This window comes from Vibrio sp. JCM 18905, from assembly GCF_055393305.1.
Genome location: NZ_AP043878.1, coordinates 1644967 through 1668724 on the forward strand (window position 1 = coordinate 1644967; position 23758 = coordinate 1668724).

General features: G+C 46.6%; 19 protein-coding genes. 9 read left to right on the forward strand and 10 right to left on the reverse strand.

Features of this window, described 5'->3' with window-relative positions:
* Nucleotides 1-241: 241 nt before the first annotated feature.
* The 8 genes from ACZ5ZC_RS07190 to ACZ5ZC_RS07225 all read right to left on the reverse strand — a co-directional run bounded on the left by ACZ5ZC_RS07190 (nt 242) and on the right by ACZ5ZC_RS07225 (nt 10364).
* Nucleotides 242-1504 carry a hydroxymethylglutaryl-CoA reductase gene (locus ACZ5ZC_RS07190; protein WP_464931553.1) on the reverse strand — a complete coding sequence of 421 codons (1263 nt, stop codon included), beginning with the start codon at nt 1502-1504 and terminating at the stop codon, nt 242-244.
* Between the two features lie 352 nt (nt 1505-1856).
* Nucleotides 1857-3074: a mannose-6-phosphate isomerase, class I gene (gene manA / locus ACZ5ZC_RS07195; protein ID WP_176319492.1), complete on the reverse strand. Its 1218-nt coding sequence runs from the start codon at nt 3072-3074 to the stop codon at nt 1857-1859.
* Between the two features lie 124 nt (nt 3075-3198).
* Nucleotides 3199-4539: an MFS transporter family glucose-6-phosphate receptor UhpC gene (gene uhpC / locus ACZ5ZC_RS07200; protein WP_464931554.1), complete on the reverse strand. Its 1341-nt coding sequence runs from the start codon at nt 4537-4539 to the stop codon at nt 3199-3201.
* Nucleotides 4540-4545: 6 nt separating this feature from the next.
* Nucleotides 4546-6048 (reverse strand): signal transduction histidine-protein kinase/phosphatase UhpB, encoded by a 1503-nt coding sequence (gene uhpB, locus ACZ5ZC_RS07205; protein WP_258652279.1) that lies wholly within the window; start codon nt 6046-6048, stop codon nt 4546-4548.
* Nucleotides 6048-6656, reverse strand: a complete 609-nt coding sequence (gene uhpA, locus ACZ5ZC_RS07210; protein ID WP_005376090.1) for a transcriptional regulator UhpA — start codon at nt 6654-6656, stop codon at nt 6048-6050. The genes uhpB and uhpA overlap by 1 nt, the downstream gene beginning before the upstream one ends.
* 138 nt (nt 6657-6794) lie before the next feature.
* Nucleotides 6795-8189, reverse strand: a complete 1395-nt coding sequence (uhpT, locus tag ACZ5ZC_RS07215; RefSeq protein ID WP_021707729.1) for a hexose-6-phosphate:phosphate antiporter — start codon at nt 8187-8189, stop codon at nt 6795-6797.
* A 406-nt stretch (nt 8190-8595) separates the two neighbouring features.
* Nucleotides 8596-9426 (reverse strand): formate dehydrogenase accessory sulfurtransferase FdhD, encoded by an 831-nt coding sequence (gene fdhD / locus ACZ5ZC_RS07220; protein WP_017447522.1) that lies wholly within the window; start codon nt 9424-9426, stop codon nt 8596-8598.
* A 53-nt stretch (nt 9427-9479) separates the two neighbouring features.
* Nucleotides 9480-10364, reverse strand: a complete 885-nt coding sequence (locus tag ACZ5ZC_RS07225; RefSeq protein ID WP_005460961.1) for a LysR family global transcriptional regulator AcsS — start codon at nt 10362-10364, stop codon at nt 9480-9482.
* 667 nt (nt 10365-11031) lie between these two features.
* Here ACZ5ZC_RS07225 and ACZ5ZC_RS07230 point away from each other — a divergent pair.
* The 4 genes from ACZ5ZC_RS07230 (at nt 11032) to ACZ5ZC_RS07245 (ending at nt 15913) form a co-directional block, all read left to right on the forward strand.
* Nucleotides 11032-13356 (forward strand): FdhF/YdeP family oxidoreductase, encoded by a 2325-nt coding sequence (locus tag ACZ5ZC_RS07230; protein ID WP_464931555.1) that lies wholly within the window; start codon nt 11032-11034, stop codon nt 13354-13356.
* Between the two features lie 297 nt (nt 13357-13653).
* Complete coding sequence (locus ACZ5ZC_RS07235) at nt 13654-14130, forward strand: DM13 domain-containing protein (RefSeq protein WP_046875407.1); 477 nt, start codon at nt 13654-13656, stop codon at nt 14128-14130.
* 141 nt (nt 14131-14271) lie between these two features.
* Nucleotides 14272-15072 carry a PhzF family phenazine biosynthesis protein gene (locus tag ACZ5ZC_RS07240; RefSeq protein WP_464931556.1) on the forward strand — a complete coding sequence of 267 codons (801 nt, stop codon included), beginning with the start codon at nt 14272-14274 and terminating at the stop codon, nt 15070-15072.
* Between the two features lie 145 nt (nt 15073-15217).
* Nucleotides 15218-15913 (forward strand): aspartate/glutamate racemase family protein, encoded by a 696-nt coding sequence (locus ACZ5ZC_RS07245; protein ID WP_258507503.1) that lies wholly within the window; start codon nt 15218-15220, stop codon nt 15911-15913.
* A 76-nt stretch (nt 15914-15989) separates the two neighbouring features.
* Here ACZ5ZC_RS07245 and ACZ5ZC_RS07250 read toward each other — a convergent pair whose 3' ends face one another.
* Together ACZ5ZC_RS07250 and ACZ5ZC_RS07255 are read right to left on the reverse strand one after the other, a co-directional pair.
* Nucleotides 15990-17693: an FAD-dependent oxidoreductase gene (locus ACZ5ZC_RS07250; protein WP_464931557.1), complete on the reverse strand. Its 1704-nt coding sequence runs from the start codon at nt 17691-17693 to the stop codon at nt 15990-15992.
* A 71-nt stretch (nt 17694-17764) separates the two neighbouring features.
* Nucleotides 17765-17950, reverse strand: coding sequence for a YgaP family membrane protein (locus tag ACZ5ZC_RS07255; RefSeq protein WP_012842250.1), 186 nt, complete (start codon nt 17948-17950; stop codon nt 17765-17767).
* A gap of 178 nt (nt 17951-18128) precedes the next feature.
* On the opposite strand from ACZ5ZC_RS07255, the gene ACZ5ZC_RS07260 reads away from it, so the two are divergent.
* From ACZ5ZC_RS07260 to ACZ5ZC_RS07280, 5 genes are read left to right on the forward strand one after another with little or no spacing between them, the layout of a single operon-like run.
* A complete protein-coding gene (locus ACZ5ZC_RS07260; RefSeq protein WP_012842251.1) occupies nt 18129-18437 on the forward strand; it encodes an ArsR/SmtB family transcription factor in 309 nt (102 codons plus the stop codon).
* A 28-nt stretch (nt 18438-18465) separates the two neighbouring features.
* Nucleotides 18466-18885: a YeeE/YedE family protein gene (locus ACZ5ZC_RS07265; protein WP_054867626.1), complete on the forward strand. Its 420-nt coding sequence runs from the start codon at nt 18466-18468 to the stop codon at nt 18883-18885.
* A gap of 10 nt (nt 18886-18895) precedes the next feature.
* The gene (locus tag ACZ5ZC_RS07270) at nt 18896-19354 is read left to right on the forward strand and encodes a YeeE/YedE family protein (RefSeq protein ID WP_005479357.1); all 459 of its coding nucleotides are present in this window, start codon (nt 18896-18898) and stop codon (nt 19352-19354) included.
* 28 nt (nt 19355-19382) lie between these two features.
* The gene (locus tag ACZ5ZC_RS07275; RefSeq protein WP_464931558.1) at nt 19383-22691 is read left to right on the forward strand and encodes an efflux RND transporter permease subunit; all 3309 of its coding nucleotides are present in this window, start codon (nt 19383-19385) and stop codon (nt 22689-22691) included.
* Nucleotides 22688-23743, forward strand: coding sequence for an efflux RND transporter periplasmic adaptor subunit (locus tag ACZ5ZC_RS07280; RefSeq protein WP_464931559.1), 1056 nt, complete (start codon nt 22688-22690; stop codon nt 23741-23743). Before ACZ5ZC_RS07275 ends, ACZ5ZC_RS07280 begins: the two co-directional genes overlap by 4 nt.
* Nucleotides 23744-23758: the final 15 nt, after the last annotated feature.

Sequence of the window (23758 nt, forward strand, 5' to 3'; positions counted from 1 at the left end):
CTAGATGTTTTTGATATTTATTTAGGTAACGTACTGATATTTAATATCGCGTGAGAATAGGGTCAAACAGTGATATAGCGAGGAATGTGTGGTGATACTGCAATAATGCGGTCAACGTGAGAGTGGTGTAATTATTAAGTCTGCAATATAACTTAAACTAATTTATGAGCTAATAAATAAAGTTGTTTTATTGGCACAAGAGAAAACCGCATGGGTGTTCTCTTGTACAAAGTAAAAAGGATTATTTTCTAGCAAGTTTATGGTGAGCCCGGGAGAAGTGATCGGCACAAAATGCGCCGACAATCGAGAGTTCGCCAGCCAGACAAAGCGCAGCTGCGACTTCGGCTAAGGCTTTCGCATTGCCGTTGCCGTGCAACCCCAAAATATCCAAACATGCTTTTTGTGTTGGAAGGCCAGTGCCCCCGCCAACCGTGCCAACCATGATGTTTGGCAAGGTAACGCTCGTGTACAAGTTGCCTTGAGCGTCCACATCCATACGAGTGATACCAATGGCAGACTCTGCAACGCAAGCGGCATCTTGACCACACGCAATGTACAGCGCGGCAAGGGCATTCGCGTAATGCGCGTTGACGCCAATCGTCCCGCTGAGTAAACCACCCACCGTGGTCATTTTGCCAAATTGAACCATAGACTCTGGCGTGGTATGCAGATATTTTTGCACCAACTCAGCAGGAATGGCCACTTCGGCGGATACTTTCTTACCGCGTACCGAGCGCAGCGTGTGCGCGTTTGGTTTTTTGTCGCCTGATAAGTTGCCATCCAAGAATGCTTGAGTTGGTTTGATTGGGCTGGTCGCCAAAATATGATGGAACACTTCGTTTGTTGCGATGGTCACCATGTTTTGTCCGGAAGCGTCACCGGTCACGTATTCAAAGACCAAATAAACGTGGTTTCCTTCGATATTTACATTGATATCTTTGAGTTTGCCATGTGAGGTGGTGGATTCCGCAATTTGACGAAATACTTCAAACTGGGTCACAACCCAACTGACGAACTGGCCAGCGTTGGCAAGGTTATTAAAGGCGAACACTGGTGTTCTGCTCACCCCTTCACTCAGTAACAATGCGCTTGCGCCACCAGCGGCGGTAACAAGATTTGCGCCACGGTTGTAGGAAGCGACTAACGCGGCTTCTGTCGTTGCGAGCGGAACCAAAAAGTCATCGTTCGCATACAAACCGTTGACGCGTAAAGGACCTGCGATGCCGACCGGCACATTGACAGTACCAATGAAGTGCTCGATGTTGTTGGAGTAAGCGTCGCAATGTGACTGTGTGAAAGGATCAAGAAGATGATCTTTATTGGTCACTTGTTCCAATACTTGCCAACGGCGCGCCAAATGCTTATCCGATAGGCCAGGGCTTAAGCAGAGACGTTTCTCTGGCTTGTGAAACTTCGGTTCTAATGCCGATTGAATCTTACTGCTGGTTTCGATATCGGAAAGGGCGGAGCTTTGAACAGGGTTATCTTGGTTTAACTTCGGCATACAAACGTTAACTGAAAAATCGAACCAGAGATTGTAGTGATTGAGGCTTTGATTACAACGTTGATTATACGTTTTGCAACAAATACCACTGTGCAAGCGCCTTTATTATCCAAGTGATTTGATATTGGAGCGGCGAATTTACCGGAAATAAATGGGTTTTGACAATGAATGTTGCAGTAAATGGCAGATCCGGGAGGTTATGGCTCTTAGAGAAACTGGCCTGTAGGTGTTTGGATTCGACAAGGTGTAAGCATGAGTGCCTTAAAAGCGGAATGGTTCAATCTATGAGAGGAATAAATTGTCTAACCCAGTCCCTTGGGTCAGACGCTAGCTTGAATCCGTTATTCAGAAGTTAGTTAAAGGCGCGAGCCACACGTCCCGCACTTTGAATACGGTAATGGCCAACGTAAGCAGGAACAAATACCGATTGTCCTTTCGCTGCGGTTAACGTCTCACCGTTATCACTGATGAGTGCCAGGTCGGCATCAATCGCCATCAAAATCTCTGCGCTGTTTGCCTCAACCACTTCATTGTTCGGTTGGTTAATAATGCTGAAACTAAAGTCTGCCACTGGAACGGGGTAAAGGCTTTGGCAACCATTTGCATTGGGTTCAAGAACAAGGCTGTTAAACGGCTTAGGCACAAAGTCTGTGCATTTAACCAGTTCTTCAACATCCATATGTTTCGGCGTGAGTCCTGCACGCAAAACGTTATCTGAGTTCGCCATGATCTCTAATCCCGTTCCTTTAATGTAAGCGTGTGGCGTTCTTGCGCTCAGGAACATCGCTTCGCCAGGTTGCAGCGTGATGACATTCAACAGTAATGGAGCAAACAAGCCGACATCGCCGGGGTATTGAGTGGATAGATCCAAGATGAGCTGGAAAACATCGCTGTCAGTGCCTTGTTCCGATTGGCGTGAAGCGTGGGCAAGAAGCTGCTTCAGTGCTCGCTCTTTTGTTTCTCCTTCCATGGTCAGAATGTGCACAAAGAAATCGCGTAAACCTTGTGAGTTGATTTCGCGTTTGAATGCATCTAGCGGTGCGCGTAGCTCATCGATATCGCAAAGGCTAAATGCCTCAATAATCTCGGCATACGAGCGAAAACCGTTCATGGCTTGGTAACTTGTCAGCGCGTACACCAACTCAGGTTTGTGGTTTGGATCTTTGTAGTTACGATGGCTCGCGTTTAGTGGGATGCCAGCACTTTGCTCTTTTTCGAAACCTACTTCGGCATCTTGTTTGTTTGGGTGAACTTGAATCGACAGCGCGTGTTCGGCCGCTAAGATCTTAAACAGAAAGGGCAGGTCGCCAAATTTCGTTGCGGTTTCTGCTGATAAGTAAGCGGGTTGGTTTTGTTTGATCAGTTCAGACAAAGGTAGCGTGTTTTGCTCAATCTGAACTTCAGAGCAGCCGTTTGGGTGAGTCCCCATCCATACTTCTGCTTGAGGCTCATTCGTTTCGTTAGAAAAGCCAAACAAATCGTGAATAGAAGAGGTGCTTCCCCAAGCGTAGTTTTGGATTTTGTTGTTCATTTGAAAGAAGCTATGCGATGAAATAGTGTTCAAATTCATGAATTTTTCCCATAGTTAACCCTCCGAACTGAATCGGAAGAAAAATTGAGCAGAGATACGTTAAATAAGGATGGCGAGCGCGGTTAGGTCACTCGCCAATTTGCCCGAAGGGCGATAAGTCGATTTACAACCGAGGTTTTGGTTCGAGTGGTTTTCGTGATGGTTGCGCTTGCAAAAATGGCAGCAACAAAAGGCCAATGACGGCTGCACAAACTGAAATGGTGATGAAGAAACCCGTCCAATGATATTCTTCAAGAATTAACGCCAGTGGATAGCCAGACAATGCTGCGCCCATGTAGGCGAACAAGCCCACGAATCCTGTTGCCGCGCCGGCAGAATCTTTGTGAGAGCACTCCGCCGCCGCCATACCGATCAGCATTTGTGGCCCAAAGACAAAGAAGCCGATGGAGAACAATCCCGCCGCTTGGAATGCAAAGTTGGTCAGAGGCATCAGCCAAAGCGCGGAGACAGATAAGAAAATCCCAATCGCGAACAGCAAGTTCATTGGCCCACGGTTACCGCCAAAGAGTTTGTCTGAGCCCCAACCCGCAACCAATGAACCAACAAAACCGCCGATTTCAAACATCGACAGAGCAGCGTTGGCGTTAATCAGGCTATAGTGATGCTGCTCGGTCAAGTACAGGTTTCCCCAGTCGTTGATTGCGGTTCGGACGATGTAAACCAACACATAACTGAACGCGAGCAGCCAGATGTATTTGTTGTTAAATACGTACGATTTCAGAATTTCTCGGTAGGTGAGGCCACGTCCGTAATTTTCTTGCGCAAGTTCTAGTGCGTCGTTGCGCCATTGTCCGACACTTGGTAAGCCCATTGTTGTGGGTTTGTCGCGCAACCGCCAACAAACGAATAGACCGAGTAATACACCGATGATGCCGGGTAGAATAAAGCCTTCACGCCAGCTGTAGTGCAACGTTAAATAGCCCACCAAAATTGGGATCAGCGCGCCACCAACGTTGTGTGCGGTGTTCCAAATCGCCCATAAGAAGCCACGCTCGGAGCGTGAATACCAAGTGGTTAGCAGCTTGGAGCATGAAGGCCAGCCCCAGCCTTGGAACCACGCGTTTAAGACCCACAAAGTGATGAAAGCCGCGAGTGAGCTAGAAAAGCCGAACGCGATATTGACCAGACCTGTCGCAATCAAGCCTAGCCCCATGAAATAACGAGGGTTAGAGCGATCCGAAATCGTGCCAGAAATAAACTTCGAGCAGCCGTAAGTAATGTAGAAAAGCGTGCCTATAAGACCCAAATCGCCTTTATCTAAACCAAGATCGGTAATCATCGCTGGTGCGGCGTAGTTAAAGGTCTTACGGGTAAAGTAGAAACCTGCGTAGCCGATGTACATCCCCAGCATAATGTGCAAACGCCAATGGCGGTAACGCTGGTTGATTTGCTCGTTGCTCAGACTCGGTTGAGTAAATTTAGGTGAACGTAAAAAGCCAAACATCTTGAGTTACACCTTAGGTAAAGTAATGCTGATTTGTGTGCCAATCACTTGATCGCTGGTGGAGTAAATAACCATTTTTCCACCTAACGCGTGCACACGCTCTTGCATGCCGCGAACGCCCATGCCTTTCATGCTGTCCTGAACTTTGAAGCCGACACCATCATCGTGAATCATCAGTGACACCGCAGCTTCTCCAATTGTCAGTTCAATATTGATCAACTGCGCTTCTGCGTACTTGGCTGCGTTATTTAATGATTCTTGGCATAAACGGAATAGGGTGACTTTGAGTGTGTCACTCAGGCTGGTGTAATCGCCCTGCCAGTTCAGTTGAACGTTGGTTCCGTGATTGGCGAACTCCATTTCTCGCGTTAGTTGTTCGACGGATTCTTTTAAGTCCAAATCATCCAGCATTTTTGGTCTTAGCTTGCTTAACAGTCGCTTAGTGGTGTCGTACACGTTGAGGGAAAGCCCTTCGATCATGTCGGCGCAACCCACGCTTGTTTCTGCGTTATTTACCCGCTTAATGATGTTGGCTTGTGTGCGGATCGCCGTGATGTTCTGGCCGATTTCGTCATGTAGCTCGCGCGCAATATCGCGTCTTACGGATTCTTCCGCTTTGATAAGCTGGCGAGACAAATTCTGATTGCGTGCAAGTTCGCCGCGCAGTTTGTGATTGAGGTCTTTTTGTTTCTGAACCCCTAAACCTAGCATAATGCCGGTGATGGTTTGCGCCGAGAGAGATAATAACAAATCGGTGATTTCTAGATTTGATACGCCGCTGCGAGCCGCAATCAGCGCAATGCTGTTGAGCATGGTGGCGAGTAGGGCACCTTGCCAGCCGTAACGCAGAGCAAGCACGATGATTGGAATCGCCATACAAAATGGCGCAAATCGTTTTAGCTCTTCAGGCAAACTGGTTTGCACTAAAATACTGCCGATCAAAAGCAGCGCATAAAGCACGATATGACGCACCTGAAATACAACGGCATTACTAAGTAGGAGAGAGCTAAGCGGAGACCAACGACTTTGGAACAAATAACTCCATAACAAGTAGCACATAGGCACCACGAGCAAGCCTCCAGAAATGCTAGCCAGCCACACCATGTAAACCGAAGGAACGTGAAAACCAACGGCCATCACATTAATAAACGCGCTAATGATAATGACAACGCTCATCACGGCTAAATGGCGGTTTTGGTCTCCGTAGTAGTATTTTTTCGCAATCAGAGTGACCGGGATACTGGCAATGCTCGCAATCAGCACGGTAAGCCACTGCGGTTGACCCAGTAACATCGCAAGTGCGATGGAAAGCCCCCACTCCGAAAGGTAAATCGTCGGCCAATAAGCGGTGCGAGTGTGCAGGGCGACACCTAATCGTAAAGCGAAAGGAAACAATAAGATCGCCAGCTCGGGATCATTGACAAAGTAATAGGCAATCACCCACAAGCAAAACCAGGCGCAAGCCATAACAAATAGTCCGCAAATGGTAGTAACAGCGTAAGCTCGCATTAAAAGGACTCTTGAGAAAATAGTTTGGCGAGCTCAACGTTGTTTTTCACGCCGAGTTTGTCGATGGCATTCGCACGATGCACATGCACGGTCTTGTGGCTCAAGCCAAGCTCTGCCGCGACTGACTTTACATCCAACCCGGTCGCAAGTAGCTGACAGACCTCGTTTTCACGTTTTGTCAGTTGGCATAGAGAGGTGGTGTTGTCGCTAGGCGTTGCAAGTTTAAGTGCAATATCTGATGTGAGGTAACAGCCGCCAGAAGCACTGGTTCTCACGGCTTGAATAAGTTCGTCTGGGCTACAGCGTTTACTAAGATAGCCTTTTGCACCTAGCTTTAGTGATTTTTCCACCATCGCAGGGGAGTCATGCACGCTAAGCATCACGCAGGCAATGCCAGTTGGTATTTCGCTAAGAAAGTTTAAGCCGCTTTCATCTGGCATGGAAATATCTAGGATGACGACGTGAGGGTGTACCGCAGGCAACCCTTTTCGCGCTTCGGCGACAGAGCCGAATTCACCAACAACGGTAATATCACTTTCTAAATTTAATAATTGTGCGAAACCCGAACGCACGATGACGTGATCATCAACTAGAGCAACATGAATCATTATTACAACCAAATAGAGCAGACGACTAACAACAATAAGCTCCAACAGGAGCCAATAGAAAAATCTTTAATGATACTGAATTGAACCATGCTTTTTAATGATCTTGCGCGCTTTACCGAAGTAAAGCGCGCAGAGAAGTTAGGCTTGGTTTTGTGCAAGTTGAAGCTTCTTCGCGTGTCGAATCTTCTTCTCTTCCGCGATAGCGACGAAAGCAAGCAAAACAATACAAATCATGGCGGAGGTATCTAGGGCTGCGAAGGTACCTTTCCAGCCTGTTAGACCGAAGATTGGTGTACCGTCTGCAATCATACCGAGACCAAGTTTCGCGAAGCTGTCACCGATTAGGTAAGCGAATGTACCTTTTACGCCGTCAGCCACACTGATTGCTTTTTTAGGGACAAAACCAACCGCGGCAACACCGATAAGAAGTTGCGGACCAAACACCAAGAAGCCCAATACAAATAGTGAGGCCAAGTACATGAACTCGCTAGTGGCGTGCTGGTAGAACTCAAGCGATACGATGATCAAACCAAGAGATACACAAGCAACCAATGCGCGGCGACCGTTTGCTAGGTCAGATAAGTAACCCCACATCAAAGTACCCACAAGCGCACCGACTTCGAACAGAGTAAAGCCAGAGATTGCCGTTTCTTTTGACAGACCAAGCTCTTGGTACGCGTATACCGTTGACCATTGGTCGATGCCGATACGAACGATGTAAAGGAAGATGTTGGCAAAGCAAAGTAGCCAGATAACTTTGTTTTTAAGAACGTATTCAACAAAGATTTCTTTTTTGGTCATCTGGTTTTCTTCTGCGGCGGTGTCTTCTTCACTCACTGCTTCATCGAAAAGTTCTTCTACTTTACCTAGACCATAAGCTTCTGGAGAGTCGCTACCAAAGCGCATACCGATAAAGCCAACGATGATCGCGATGATAGAAGGGAACACGAACATGCCGATTACGTGGCCGTCGAATAGGTAGTTAGCACCGAAAAGAGCAACACCCGCTGCGCCCGCACCACCAACGTTGTGTGACATGTTCCACAAACCTAGGTAAGAGCCGCGTTTGTTACGAGGTGTCCATTTTGTAATGGTTGAGTAACTAGAAGGGCCACCAGTACTTTGGAAGAAACCACTTAGAGCGTAGAAAGCTACCATCAAGAACAGGCTTGCACTACCGCCGCCCATGCTGAAGCTGAAACCAAGCATTGCAAGACCAGAAAGGATCAGCATAAAAGGGAGGAATTGCTTGGTGTTCTTACCGTCAGCGTAGTAAGACACAACGGTTTTACCGATGCCGTATGTGATGGAGAAGCCAAGGCCAATAAGACCTAGGTCTGTCATGCTCAAACCGTAAGTTGAGATCATGTCGTTTTGCGCGACATTGAAGTTCTTACGAATCAAGTACATGGTTAGGTAGCCGATGAATACGACCAAGTAAGATTGGATGAACGGTTTAAACCACATCTTTCTTCTAACTTCGACAGGAAGATCGAGGGTCGGCTTCCGCACCTGTTCGAGGAATTTTAACATGATGAACTCTCTTGTAATTGTTTTAGAAACACAACGGAGACCGTTATGCGCTCTTGTTACCTTTGACTGAGCGGAATTCTAGAGAGTGGTTTTGTGAGGCACATGAGATGGTTGCCTAGATCGGCTAGGAAAAATTCCTAGAAATGCCTAGGAAGGCGGAAAAGCGTGAAAAGAGTCACACAAAATCCTTACTAATTTATGGGTTTTTGACAGGGTTCTTATCGGATTGGAAAGCGTTCAAATGCAAGCGGGTTAATATGCGTAAGCTTAGTGCAGACAAGGGGTGAGCACGTTTGGTTGGAGAGAGTAGTGTCTTGTCGCTAAGTATCAATTGGGAACGAGAAGCAAACAACAGAGACCCAGAGGTCTCTGTTAGAAATATTAGGAATTCGGCTAAGTTGACGTGTTAAGGCGCAGGGCTGTATAGACGCGGCGAGCCGTGTTTTGGTAAGTGAATTAGGTTCAAATGGTTTCTTCTTGCCCATTCGACGGTTAACGCTGTAGGTGCAGATAAGCAAACCAGAGTGGGGATGCGCGCGCGAACGGCTTTGTGGATCAACTCCAAGCTGCAACGGCTTGTCATGATAGCGAAGCCACTTTGAGGCTCGATGTGATTGTTGGCCAATGCGCCAATCAACTTATCTAGCGCGTTGTGACGGCCGATGTCCTCTCGGCACAACTTGATGTTGCCTTGTAAATCTGCAAATAAAGCGGCGTGTAACGCGCCAGATTCACGTGCGGCTTCTTGATGCAGTGCGACTTTGTCTCGCAGCCCTTCAAATACATCGGAGCGCGGAGGAAGAGACGGGGTCAGCGGCGCCAAATCAGGCAAAGCTTGTTCAAGAGCCTCGACGCCACAAATGCCGCATCCTGTTGTGCCAGCAAGATTTCGGCGTTGTGTTTTTAACGCCCAGAAAGCGCGGTTGCTGATTTCCACTTCCGCATAGTGAGATTCGTGATCGCCACCAATTTCAATGTCTTTGATCTCTTTGAAGTCGTGGACGATGCCTGTGCTTAAGCTAAACCCTTTCACGAAGTCTTCCAGATGGCCTGGCGTCACCATCATGACCGCTTGGCTAATGCCGTTGTAGCTGATAGCTAAAGCGGACTCGCTCGCCAACGACATTTGTTGCACTGGGCGGCCATCAATCAATTCTCGGTAATTGAACGCACTTGGTTGAGGTGGTGCTTGATTGAAATCGGACAGTTCAAAATAAGATTGAGTAGTACATCTCATGAAATCACCTCATAAGCCGTTGTGTATGCCAAACATTGACGTGTGGATTCTTGTTATCGATTGAATATGTTTTTTGCTTCTGCGAAGCACTGATCGGTGAGCGCGGAGAAGGGTTCTTGTTTTCGCTTTAACAAACCTAGTGGGGCGTGAACGGCGGCTTCTTCGATAGGGATAATGCGAAGCGTATCGTTCAGCTCTTCTAATCCACAATTCAGCGGCATAATGGCGCAACAAAGGCCACTGGTTACTGCTTGGATCAAGTGAAAGGTGGAGTTACTTTCAATGACGGTTTGCGGAACTAGCCCTTTACTCACAAAGCTAAGATCAATCGAGTGGCGATAGTGCATGCCCTTCGAAAGTAGCCCTAGCGGAATGTTATTGAGAGACTCCCACAACACTTCAGATTCGGCAAAATCAAAATGACGCTCATCGAATAAAACGCCAAGTTTGGTCGAATCTAGCTCGATAACATCGAAGTACGCGGTGTTGACTTGATCGACATAACACATCCCCAAATCAAGTTGATTGCGATTGAGTTGGTCTATGATCTGTTCGGTCGTCATGGAGAGTATTTGAAAGCGTAACTCAGGGAACTGTTGAGCTAATGGTTTGAGCAATTGCATCGGGTTTTGGCTGGCGAGTGGCACCATTCCAAGCCGAAGTGAACCGACCAACTGACCACGGCAGTTGGCGGCTTCGGCTTGCAATCCATCATGAGCGGCTAAGACGGTTTTTGCCCAAGCTAAAATGCGTTCTCCGGCTTCAGTAAATCCTTCAAATCGTTGACTTCTCTGGATTAATTCGAGGTCGAGTTCTTCCTCTAAGCTTCGGATTCTCATGGACAAGGTAGGCTGCGTAATGTGGCACAATGCGGCGGCTTGACCAAAGTGTTTGGTCTGTTCAAGTGCGATGAGATATTTCAGTTGTTTGATATCCATAATGGATTGTTCACCTTGCGTTGTGAGTCACATGTACGGGGGAACTCCCTAAAAAAGGGCACAGCACTACCGTACTTTTTAAGCGCTGGAGCGTTTTAACTGGGAAATGGAAAACCAAAACCAAGTCAAGAATAAAACCACACTCAAAATTGATCTGAATCAAGGCTATTCCTGATATTAATTAGGGTCAAATTTAAAGTATCTATAGTGTGATAGATACTATCTATTATCAAGAATGCCGATTTTATTGAGTTCGTTAAGCGAACTAGGTGGAATCGAATGGGAAAACGATTAACCTCATAAATTGTATTGATTAAAAATGTGATGAGCGTCAGTGGAAAAGTTCGTCATAGATTTTGTTTATCACTCGGTCAGGATTATCAATTGGACGCATATTGAATAACGACTTAATCTTTGATTTAGATCAAGGCGCAACAATGCAAATTGAATCTAACAGTCTTAGAAACAGTAGGCGGGTATCCGATAGCAAGAATCTAGATAAGTAAACGCTCGGACAAGCGAGAGCATGTTGAGTGGTTACTTATTTGGATTAAAAAATACATGGATTAGAAACTAAGCCCTTCAATACTTCCGCATTATCTCAATAAATAACGCGCTTGTTTTCACGGGCACCCTGCTTGCTGGTATATCTGCGAGGAGTAAAGTCGTGAGCCAAAAAGAACAAATAAAAGCATACAAAGGTCCTGCTGGTGGTTGGGGTGCACTGAAAGCCGTAACCAGAAGTTGGTGGGGCAGTGAAAATGCAGTTAAAAACATTCGCACTATGCTCAAAACCAACCAAAATGGCGGTTTCGACTGCCCGGGATGTGCATGGGGCGAGTCGCCAGATAGTGGTAAAGTCAATTTTTGTGAGAATGGCGCGAAAGCGGTAAACTGGGAGGCGACCAATCGTCTGGTTGATCCTGAGTTTTTTGCCAATCACAGCGTTTCATCTCTCTCAACGCAAACCGATTACTGGTTGGAATACCAAGGCCGTATCACGCACCCAATGCGATACGATGCCGAGTCCGACCACTATGTACCTGTCTCTTGGGATGAGGCTTTTGCTCTTGTCGCGAAACATCTCAATCAATTGGATTCGCCGCACCAAGCGGAGTTTTATACCTCTGGTCGTGCAAGCAACGAAGCGGCGTTTTTGTATCAGCTATTTGTGCGCGCATTCGGTACCAACAACTTCCCAGATTGTTCCAACATGTGCCACGAAGCCAGTGCAATCGGGATGAAAGACACCATTGGTGTTGGTAAAGGCACAGTGATCTTTGATGATTTTGAAGAAGCCGACGCGATTTTCGTGATAGGTCAAAACCCGGGCACGAACCACCCACGAATGCTTGAACCTCTGCGCGAAGCGGTAAAACGTGGTGCACAGGTTATCTGTCTAAACCCGCTCAAAGAGCGCGGATTAGAGCGTTTCCAAAACCCACAAATGCCGATTGAGATGTTGAGTAATGGCTCAGAGCCTACAAACACGGCGTACCTGCGTCCTGCTTTAGGTGGAGACATGGCAGTGTTTCGTGGCATCGCGAAGTTCTTGCTGCAATGGGAACGCGAGGCATTGCAAAACGGTGGCAAAGCGGTATTTGACCGTGAATTCATCAAGCAACACACGATAGGTATTGATGAGTATTTGGCTGAAGTGGACGCAACCTCTTGGGAACACATCGCGGAACAATCGGGTCTTGATTTAAGTGAAATCGAGATGGTGGCGAGCATGTATCGACGTGCAGAACGTGTGATCATGTGTTGGGCAATGGGGTTGACTCAGCATCGTCACTCTGTGCCAACCATTAAAGAAGTCGCAAACGTGCAAATATTACGAGGTAACGTTGGTAAGCCGGGCGCGGGTCTTTCACCAGTGCGTGGTCACAGTAACGTTCAGGGCGACCGTACGATGGGCATTGATGAAAAACCTTCAGATCTGTTGTTGGATCGCATTGAAAGTCGATTTAACTTTGCCGTCCCGCGTGGTGAAGGCCACAACACTGTGCAAGCCATTAAAGCGATGGAAGAAGGGCAAGCGAAAGTATTTATCGGTTTGGGCGGTAACTTTGCACAAGCAACGCCAGACACAGAACGTACGCACAACGCGATGCGAAACTGTAATTTAACCGTACACATTTCGACGAAGTTAAATCGTTCTCACCTTGTCACAGGTAAAGATGCGCTTATTCTTCCGTGCTTAGGCCGTACCGAGATTGATCAGCAAGCGACTGGCCCACAAGGCGTGACGGTTGAAGATACTTTCAGCATGGTGCATATCTCATTTGGTCAGCTAAAACCGCGTTCGGAGCATTTGCGTTCAGAACCAGCGATTATTGCCGGTATTGCCAATGCTACACTTGGGGCAAAACCAATTGATTGGCTGTGGGCAATTGAAGATTACGACCGTATTCGCGATTTGATTGCCGACACGATTCCGAGCTTTACCGACTTTAACCATAAGCTTAAACACCCGGGTGGATTCCACTTGGTAAACCCAGCTGCCGAGCGTCGATGGAATACACCAAGCGGCAAAGCACAGTTCAGCTCTAGCGAGTTGCCGAAGCAGTTGATCAGCGAAGCGATACTCGAAAAAGGCCAAAAGCCAGATTTGATCTTGCAAACCATGCGCTCACACGACCAATACAATACGACACTTTACGGCTTGAATGACCGTTATCGTGGAGTATTTGGTATGCGCGAAGTGCTGTTTATCAATGAAGCGGATATTCGTAAACTCGGTTTTGAACCGGGAAACAAAGTGGACATGGTGTCATTATGGGAAGATGGCGTAGAGCGTCGCGTGAGCGGATTTACGCTTGTTGCCTATGACGTACCAGCAGGTCAGGCGGCGGCTTACTATCCAGAAACGAACCCATTGGTTCCTTTAGATAGTTATGGGGATAGAACGTTTACGCCAACCTCTAAGTTTATTGCGATCAAATTGGAAAAATCGACATCCGATAAGATCGCTTTGGTGGAAGCAGAATAGTTCCCAAACCAGCACAACGACATTCCAGATAAGCAAACGGCTGATATCAATTATCAGCCGTTTTTAATTGCTCACTTTGCCTTTAGATCATTTCGTCGAAGGCGTGTAGGGGGCTGAATTAAAATAGTTATTTTCGTTAATAACGGGGTTATTGGATAGCACTCTAAAAGGCAGCAATTAAGGCGCATTGGTCCAGCTTGTGTATAATATTAATGAAATTAGGCTATTGGACGTATAACCTGACGGATGTCTGTATTTGAGCCGAAATCTAAGCTGATGAAACTAACAAGAAGATAGATGACCTTGAAAAGTATAATTAAATTAACGTTAAGCCACTTAGTGGCTGTTGCGATTGGTATTGCGATAGGTATCTATACTTTACCGATTCTTATTGCACCGCCTGCGCCGACCGATGAGCAAGTTTCTGAGCGCATGCAAGGTGCAGAATACAGTGCAGTTGTCACGAGGGACCTCAAAGATAGCGACGCTTTTCATTGGGGAGAAGGTGAAATTCATCTGAGTTCCCAAGCTATTACGCTGGTAGGAAAGCTCGCTCCCGGGCCTGACTATAAACTCTATTTATCTCCTAAATTTGTCGAGACTGAACAAGCGTTTAATGACCTTAAATCTGAGATGAGCTTGGTTGGTGATGTCAAAACATTCAATAACTTCGTTGTTGAGGTTCCTCAAGGGATTTCCATTTCTGAATACAATACTGTTGTTGTTTGGTGTGAAACATTCGGTGAGTTCATTACTTCGGCAAAATACCAATAAATCCCATCAGAAGAAAAAGTGGTTTCTTCTTAGTTAATAAAGGTTTACTGCTCAAAGAACTGGTGCAATACATTACGTGGTACAAATGCACTAAGTGCTGCTAATGGTTCTACAGTGGTTGATAGAACTTAAGGATATTTTGTGGAAGTTAAAATTTTTCAGGTCGACTCGTTTACATCAGATGTGTTCAAAGGCAATCCTGCAGGTGTGTGTATCACAGAATCAAGCCTTGATGAGGAAATGATGTTGGCCATAGCGGCAGAGATGTCACTATCTGAAACCGCGTTTCTGTCATTAAACACAATGCAACTTCGTTGGTTTACACCTGAAACGGAAGTCGCTTTGTGTGGACATGGCACATTGGCCACGGCGCACGTGCTGAGAGAGCAAGGGTTATATAGTACAGGGGATACCATTGAGTTTGGCACGCTATCCGGCGTTTTAACTGCACAACTTGATCATGACGACATTCATTTGGTGTTTCCTGCTCCTCTTTTAGATATGCGAGCAAGTATTAACACAGACTTGCTTTACGGCTTAGGGCTCGATGTGGCTGATGTAAACGCTTATGGTCAGTTTGATAATAAGCAGTTGATCGTCATCAATGATGAGTCTTTGATAGAGCAACTCGAACCTGATTTTAGTGCGTTACTTAAACAAAAAGGTCGTGGAGTTGTTATCACTGCTCAATCAAGCACTGACGCTGATTTTGTCTCTCGCTATTTTGCCTCTTGGGTGGGTGTTGATGAGGACCCAGTAACAGGTTCTGCTCATTGCGCTTTATGTGTTTACTGGGCCAAAGAGCTCGGTAAAGCGCAATTAAAAGGCTTTCAAGCATCCAAGAGAAGTGGAGTTGTTTATACAGAACTATTGAGTCCGGAATACGTTAAGCTTTCTGGAAGTGCGGTAACAATGTTGCGAGGAGATATGAGAATCGCGTAGTCGTCCCTTTTGGTTCTCGTTTTTTCTGATTGTAGGTTTATCCAGTTCTCACTAGTGACAAAGCTAGAAGGTTGTCTATTCACTTAGTTGATTTTGTTTGTAAAAACACCCCTCCCTCGGTGGTGTATAACGATTGGAGAGTTATATGAAAACTATCGGTCTTCTAGGCGGCATGAGCTGGGAGTCGACGCTTAGTTATTACAAATTGATCAACGAAGGGGTCAAAGAGGCGTTAGGTGGCCTAAATTCCGCAAAAATTTGTATGTATAGCGTGAATTTTTCAGAGATAGAGAAACTTCAACACCAAGGTAAATGGGAAGAAACGGCAAGTATTCTATCTGATGCTGCATCTTCAATAGAAAAAGGGGGCGCTGATTTTATTCTTATTTGTACGAACACAATGCACAAAGTTGCTCCTCAAATTGAAGCCAGCATTAATATCCCCATACTACATATCGCAGACGCGACTGCTGAGTTACTTCGTGAGAAAGGGGTTCAAAAGGTCGGACTCCTTGGTACTCAATTCACAATGGAGCAAGACTTTTACAAAGGACGGCTTTCCGACCCCTATGGGCTGGATGTCATAACTCCTGCTCAAGATGATCGCTCTGTAGTGCATAACATTATTTATAAAGAGTTATGCCAAGGTGAAATCAAAGAAGAATCGAGAACGATATACCTGCAAATTATTGAAAAACTAAAAGAGCAGGGAGCTGAAGCTGTGATTCTCGGGTGCACTGAAATTGCCTTACTTGTAAACCAAAGTCACACCGATGTTACGCTACTTGATACCACTTCTATCCATGCTCAAGCAGCAGTCCGTTTGGCGATAAAAGGTTAATGAGCTAGATTTGAGTCCATGTAAATAAACAAAAGAGAAAACCAATCCCTCGGTTTTCTCTGTTTTTATTATCCCGTTATAAGCGCGAGAATTTGAGTGTTCTGTATCCACCAATCAAGTTGCGGGCTTTGTAACCATTGTTGACCAGTTGACGGTATGCCACGTTACCACGCAAGCCGACCTGACAGTAAATTACAATCTCTTTGTCTTTTGGTAGTTCACCCATACGATGGCGCAGCTGATCAACCGGAATGTTGATTGCCCCTTCAAGATAACCAACAGACTCCAATTCCCCCGGGTTACGGACGTCGAGGAGAATTTGATCTTCAGTCAGGTTGTCGATTTCATCGTAATGAATCGCCGCTGCGTCACCTTTGATGATGTTATTTGCCACAAACGCCGCTTGGTTGATCACATCTTTTGCACTGCCGTAAGGTGGCGCGTAAGTCAGTTCAAGATGCTGTAGTTGTTCAACCGTCATACCAGCACGTTGTGCAACAGCCATAACGTCAATACGTTTGTCGATACCGTCTTTACCAACTGCTTGAGCACCTAAAATCTTGCCTGATTTTGGATCGAACAACATTTTGAACGACACCACTTCTGCACCAGGGTAGTAGCTCGCGTGGCTTGCGGTATGGACGTACACTTTTTCGTATTCAACGCCAGCGCGTTTTAGTTGCTTCTCGTTTTTACCGGTAGAAGCCACAGCAAGGTCAAAGATTTTACAAATCGCTGTCCCTTGTGTGCCTTGGTAAGTTTCTTTGCGGCCGAGCATATTGTCTGCTGCCATACGACCTTGACGGTTTGCCGGGCCTGCAAGTGGCACTAGAGTTTGCTCGCCAGTCACGAAGTCTTTCTCTTCTATCGCGTCGCCGACAGCGTAGATCGAAGGATCGCTGGTTTGCATGTATTCGTTCGTGTAAATACCGCCTAGCGCGCCAATTTGAAGGCCAGCTTCTTGCGCCAGTTTTGTCTCAGGACGAACACCAATTGCCATAATCAAAATATCGGTAGTGAGTTTTTCACCGTTGTTCAGTGTTAACTCCAATTCACCTTCTAGGTGTTGGTGTTTCTCACTCTCACCAGAGTCGAAACTTGCAACGTGCTCGTTAGGTACGAATTTCACAGATTCAAGCGCGACGCCAAGTTTTAGGTCGATACCTTTGTCACGAATTTCTGCATGAGCAAAGCCTGCCATTTCACGGTCTACTGGCGTCATGACTTGGTCTGCCATTTCGATCAGAGAGGTTTTAATGCCAAGTTGGTGGAAGGCTTCCATCATTTCTAAACCGATGAAACCGCCGCCAACAACCGTCGCATGCTCTGGCTTGTTCATTTGGATCGTTTCGATGATGCGATCCATATCTGGAATGTTGCGTAGCGAGTGGGTGAGCGGGTTATCGAGACCTGGAATTGGCGGAACAATAGGGCCGGCACCTGGGCTAAGCAGTAGAAAATCGTACGATTCTACGTATTCAGACTCATCCAACAGGTTTTTGATCGTAACGGTCTTGTCCTGTCGGTTTATAGAAACCACTTCATTCATCACGCGAACATCAACGTTAAAGCGTGCTAAAAAGCTTTCTGGCGTTTGTAGTAGTAACTTACTGCGTTCTTGGATATCGCCGCCGATGTGATAAGGCAAGCCACAGTTGGCAAATGAAACGAATGGGCCACGTTCAAACATGATGATTTCGGCATCTTCGCTTAGACGACGAGCACGCGCCGCCGCAGATGCACCACCTGCAACACCACCGACGATTAAGATCTTAGTCATTTTTAACTCCAAGTTTTAGGGCGAACTGACCTTTCACGAATAGCCAGTGTGAAAGGTCACTACGCTCTAGATTATCTAAAACCAAATTTCTTTAAAAAATAAGCAGCAGGGCAGATTCCCGTGTAAGCACTTTGAATAAGATTAACGCCGATAAACACGGTGAACCAAATGAAGTTACTGTGAACGAACACGGTTAGTATGACCGAGATCAATACCATCGTGCCTGCAAAAATTCGTACTGCATTTTCTAACGTCATAACTCCTCTCCTTCGTACTCTCAAACTGAGAACGCCATCCTTTGATATTCATCACTATAATTATCTAAATTAGAAATGTCTAATGTTAATTTATCTAAATTCATCATTACTAATTTAGTGTTGACTAAACATGTTACTTTAGTAGTATCTAATTTAGTTTTTAATATAGAGGTGAGTCATGAGCTATACAGATATGGATGTAGCAGCAATGAAAGGCAATGCCAATGAAGCTGCTGATCTCCTAAAAGTAATGGCACATCCGGAAAGGCTAATGGTGTTGTGCCAACTGACCCAAGGTGAGGTTGGTGTTGGGGAGCTACAAAAGAACTCGTTCCTTAGCCAATCAGCCTTTTCACAGCACTTGACGGTGCTTCGCAAACACAAATTGATCAAGGCTCGTAAGGCATCACAGCAAGTGTTTTATTCGTTGTCAGAACCGAGAGTTGAGTCATTAATAAAGGCGCTTCATAGCGTTTTCTGTAACTAATTCGTAGCTAAGATTTTAGAGGTAAATAATGTTAAACGTTATTCCATGGGAATCGTTGTTTGGTGGCCTTTTGTTAGGGATCTCCGCCACTATATTGTTGTTGGTTAACGGGAAAATTGCCGGAATCAGTGGAATTATGAATGGCATTATGTCACCGAAAAAAGGCGATTATTCGTGGCGATTGCTTTTTGCGGTTGGAATGATAGCTGGTGGCTTGATTAGCGTCCTAATGTTGGGCGTTGCGGTTCCTAGTACCGCGAACCTTTCTTTAGGGATGGTGATTGCCGCTGGTTTATTGGTAGGAATCGGAACCAGACTGGGTAACGGATGTACTAGCGGACACGGCATTTGTGGCATGGGCCGTTTGTCTAAACGCTCTGTTGTGGCGACCTGTGTATTTATGGTTGTCGCTGGCTTAACGGTATTCGTTCGACTTCACCTAGTTTAAGAGAGATTCCATGAACAAGACTATTTTTCGTTTTTCTGCTCTTTTGAGCGGTGTGTTATTCGGTATGGGCATGGCGGTGTCCGGCATGATCGACCCAGCTAAAGTCATTGGATTTTTAGATATTTCTGGCAGTTGGGACCCAAGTTTGGCTTTTGTGATGGGCGGCGCACTCGCGGTATTCATGCCAAGCTATTTTTTAATCATCAAGCCGAGAAAACAATCAGTTAGCGGGGAAGCGTTTTGCACACCAACCAATAAGAACATCGACGGACGTTTGTTATCTGGTGCGGCGATCTTTGGTTTAGGTTGGGGTTTGGCGGGTATTTGCCCTGGCCCTGCGGTTGCGAGTCTGGCATTAGGCAACGTGAGCATTGTGGTGTTCTTCCTTGCGATGTTAGTTGGATCTCTGTTCGCGAAGGCGATCATTACTCACCGTAACGCGAAGAAGATGAAAACCGCGAACGCGTAAATAATCAATCTGATATGGAGGGGAAAGGATGCCCGACAAACTAAAGCGAAGTTTTGTTCAGTCCGTGATGAACAGCTTTTTCCCTCCGATCATGATTTTACTCGCGCTTATGGTCGGTGCCGCGGCTTTGTGGTTGACCCCGAAAGAGGAAGACCCGCAAATCGTTGTGCCAATGGCAGATGTATTGGTTTCGGCTCCCGGACTAAGCGCTTCTCAAGTCGAAAATCAAATCACTGAACCATTAGAAAAGCTTGTTAGCCAAATTGACGGTGTGGAATACGTTTATTCTTCGTCAATGGAAGGTGCTGCGCAAGTCATCGTTCGTTTCTATGTCGGCGAAAACCGTGAAGATGCTTTGGTTAAGCTTTACAACAAACTCTATTCCAACCAAGACAAAGTTCCTCCTTCTGTCACTAACTGGCTTGTAAAGCCTGTTGAAATCGATGATGTACCCATTGTTGTTGCCGCAATTTATTCCACCGATCCAGACATTCTCGATCGCCATCAGTTGAGACGTATTGCAGACCAAGCCACGTTAGGCATTAAATCATTGGATGCCACCAACAAGGTGGAAGTGATTGGCGGTGAGCCGAGAAAAATCCAGATAGAGCTTGATTCCGTTGCGATGGCAAACTTCAAAGTAACCATCGATGACCTCGAACAGGCCATTCAGCTCAGTAATAGCAAAACCCAAGGCAAGAACGTTCGCGTAAACGGGCAAAATTACACATTGGAGTCGGGACGGTTTCTGACCAACGCCGAAGAAGTTGGCGATCTTGTTATCGCGGTGCTCAATGGCAAACCCGTTTACTTGAAAGATGTCGCGCGTATTTACGACGGTGAAGGTGAGGCGACATCCGATACTTGGTATCGCGATAAAAACCACGATGAAGCATACCCAGCGGTGTTCATTTCTGTCGCTAAGCAAAAAGGCTCGAACGCAGTTAACGTCGCTCAGTCTGTTCGGGATAAACTGGCGGAGCTTCAATCCGAGCAGTTTCCTCCACAAGTTCACGTTGCAGTCATTCGTGACTATGGCGAAACGGCGAATGCGAAAGTAAACAACTTGGTATCAAGCCTTGGCATCTCTATTCTAACGGTCGTGGTGTTTGTCGGTTTGTTCTTGAACTGGCGAAGCGCATTGGTGGTTGGTATCGCGATTCCGATTAGCTATGGCGCCGCGCTCGGGATGGACTTGGCATTTGGCTATTCCATCAATCGAGTCACACTCTTTGCATTGATTTTGGCGCTAGGTTTGATCGTGGACGATCCGATCGCCAGTATCGACAACATTGAACGCTACCTCAAACGCAAAAATCTAACACGAACCAACGCGATTGTTCTCGCCATGGCAGAAATTCGTAGCGCCTTGTTAATGTCGACGGTCGCAATCGTGATCGTGTTTACGCCGATGTTTTTTATCACTGGGATGATGGGGCCTTACATGGCGCCACTGGCGTTCAACGTTCCGATCAGCGTTATCTTTAGTACCGTTGTTGCGTTTATGATCACGCCTTGGCTTGCCAAGAAGCTACTCAAAGGTGCTGAGGAAAACGGCCACTATGACATCCAATCTTCGCCGATGTATCGTTTGTATCGTGGTGTGTTGATTCCGCTACTTGAAAGTCGTAAGAAAGCGTGGCTTTTCCTTGGTTTGGTTGCCTTGTTGTTCGTCTTGGCAGCATTGTTGCCAGCACTTCGCTTAGTTCCACTCAAGTTGCTTCCTTATGACAATAAAAATGAGTTCCAATTGGTATTAAACATGCCAGAGTCTTCAAGCTTTGTGGATACCTCCAACGCGCTGTCGAGCTTTACGGACTATTTAATGACGGTGCCGGAAGTGACAAGTGTGTCGGGCTTTGCAGGCACCGCTTCCCCAATGGATTTCAACGGCATGGTGCGCCACTACTTTATGCGTAGCGAACCATACCAAGGCGAGCTTCGAGTCGTTCTTGCAGAGAAGAATCGCCGCGCAATGCAATCACACGAACTGGTGACACGACTCAGGGCGGATTTAGAGCAGATTGCAGATAATTTTGACGCTGACGTGCAGCTAGTCGAAGTGCCGCCAGGCCCGCCTGTTATCGCCACCATTACGGCAGAAGTTTACGGTGATGAAGCGACATCTTATGAAGATCTGATGATTCAAGCAGAGAAAGTCGCGGATAGGCTTCGCAAAGAACAGTTGGTTTCTGAGGTGGATACCAGCATCCAAGGTGATTTAGAAACGTGGCAATTCATCGTTGATCAAGAAAAAGCGGCGCTGTCTGGAGTTTCTGTTGCTGATATCAATAACACGCTTATTACTGCCGCGAACGCCAAAGTGCTCGGTTATATCGCCGATCCAAGAGAAGTGGACCCACTGCCTATCGAAGTGCAGCTCCGACGCGAAGACAGAGATAACCTGAATCAACTAGAGCAGCTTTATGTGCGAGGCCGTCCGGGCATTGCAAAAGTAGAATCCAATGGGGCGGTTGTGGATGCTCCTCAGCCTATCGTGCAGTTGTCTGAAGTCGGTCATTTTGTGAAACGCGCAGCGGACAAACCGATTTTCCATAAAAACCTCAAGCCTGTTGTGTATGTCTACGCTGAGGTAGTTGGGCGTGTTCCGGGTGAAGTGATTGCCGATGTGATGGCTGACCAAGATACAATTCACGAGGAAGAGGCGCATCGTCACTTGCAAGATCGCACGTACTTGAGCAATGGCGCTGGTGTCACTTGGAGCGTCCCAGACAACATCGAAGTGGTTTGGAGTGGAGAAGGGGAATGGAAAATCACAGTGGACGTATTCCGCGATTTAGGCATTGCTTATGGCGCTGCGCTGCTTGGCGTATTTGTAGTGATGTTGATTCAAACTGGTTTACCTGCGGTATCGGGCATCATCATGCTGGCGATACCTCTGACCGTGATTGGGATTATGCCGGGGTTCTGGATTTTGAATGTGTTAAGCAGTGACATCGGTAATTACCCCAATCCGGCTCTGTTCACGGCGACCGCGATGATCGGCATGATTGCGCTAGCTGGGATTGTGGTGCGTAACTCACTCGTTTTGATTGAATTTGTTCAGCAATCGCTGGCTGAAGGTCGTAGCTTACATGATGCGTTGATTGAATCTGGTGTTGTTCGTATTCGGCCAATATTGCTGACCGCGGGTACAACGTTACTGGGTAACGTCGTGATTACGTTAGACCCAATTTTTAACGGTTTGGCTTGGGCAATCATATTCGGTATTGCCGCCTCAACCATCTTTACGCTGCTTGTGGTTCCGGTGGTTTACAACCTTGCATACCAAAACACCAAAGGACATGGATTACCTCAGATGGAGGAAGAGCAATGAAATTAGATACCAAATGGTTAGGCGTGATTCTGTTTGCCATACTCGCGCTTCTTTTTCTCTATATGGCTGGTTTTTTTACAGAAAAGTTGCCGACAGAACATGACGCGAAAACCAACCAGATTGATGTAAATAACGCAGAGACACATCAACTGATGTTAACCAGCGAATCGGTTGTTCGAGAGTTTCCGGGCGTCGTCGTTGCAGAGCAGCACGCCGATATCGCTGCACGGTTAACGGCATCGGTGATGGAGGTATTGGTGAAGGTTGGCGATAGAGTGAAGCAAGGAGACGTGTTGGCGCGGCTAGAAAGCGATGATCTCGACGCGCGAGTTCGTCAAAGTGAGGAGGCTTTATCCTCTGCACAAGCGCAGCTCAATGCGGCGAGAAAGGAGTTTTCTCGTGTCAGAGCGCTTTTAAACAAAAAACTGATCCCTCAATCGCAATTTGACCAAGCGGAAAGTGCGTTGCAAACCGCGCAAGCCAACTTCAATAAAGCTCAGGCGGCGGTCTCTGAGGCGGAAACGACCTTTGGCTACAGCATTATTACTGCGCCGTTTGATGGCTTGATCACGCAAAAGCCCATCAACAAAGGTGATACCGCGACACCGGGTGCTTTGCTTTTATCGATGTACAACCCAAACTCGTTGGAAATAGAGGTGAACTTTGCTGAGTCTGTCATGCCTTATGTGACTTACGATAAAGAAGTGGACGTTGTTTTCCCGTCTTACAATCTCAATGCGCAAGCGGCGGTAAAAGAAGTGACGCCGTCGGCAGATGCCAACTCGCGCAGTTATACCGTAAAGCTTCAATTTGAGCCGCCAACGGCTATCTATCCAGGTACATACGCCAAAGTCGCGTTGACCTTGACCGACGATGTTGTACTTCGCGTGCCAAAAGAGGCGGTTTACCAAGTTGGCCAATTGGACTACGTAAAAGTGGTGCAAGACAGCGGTGAGGTAGAAACTCGGCTTATTCAGCTTGGAGAGTTGGGGAGAGTGCGAACGGGGTTAAAGCAGGGTGACGTCGTACTGCTGAATCCAAGATCGCTTTGATAGAACGGTTTCTCT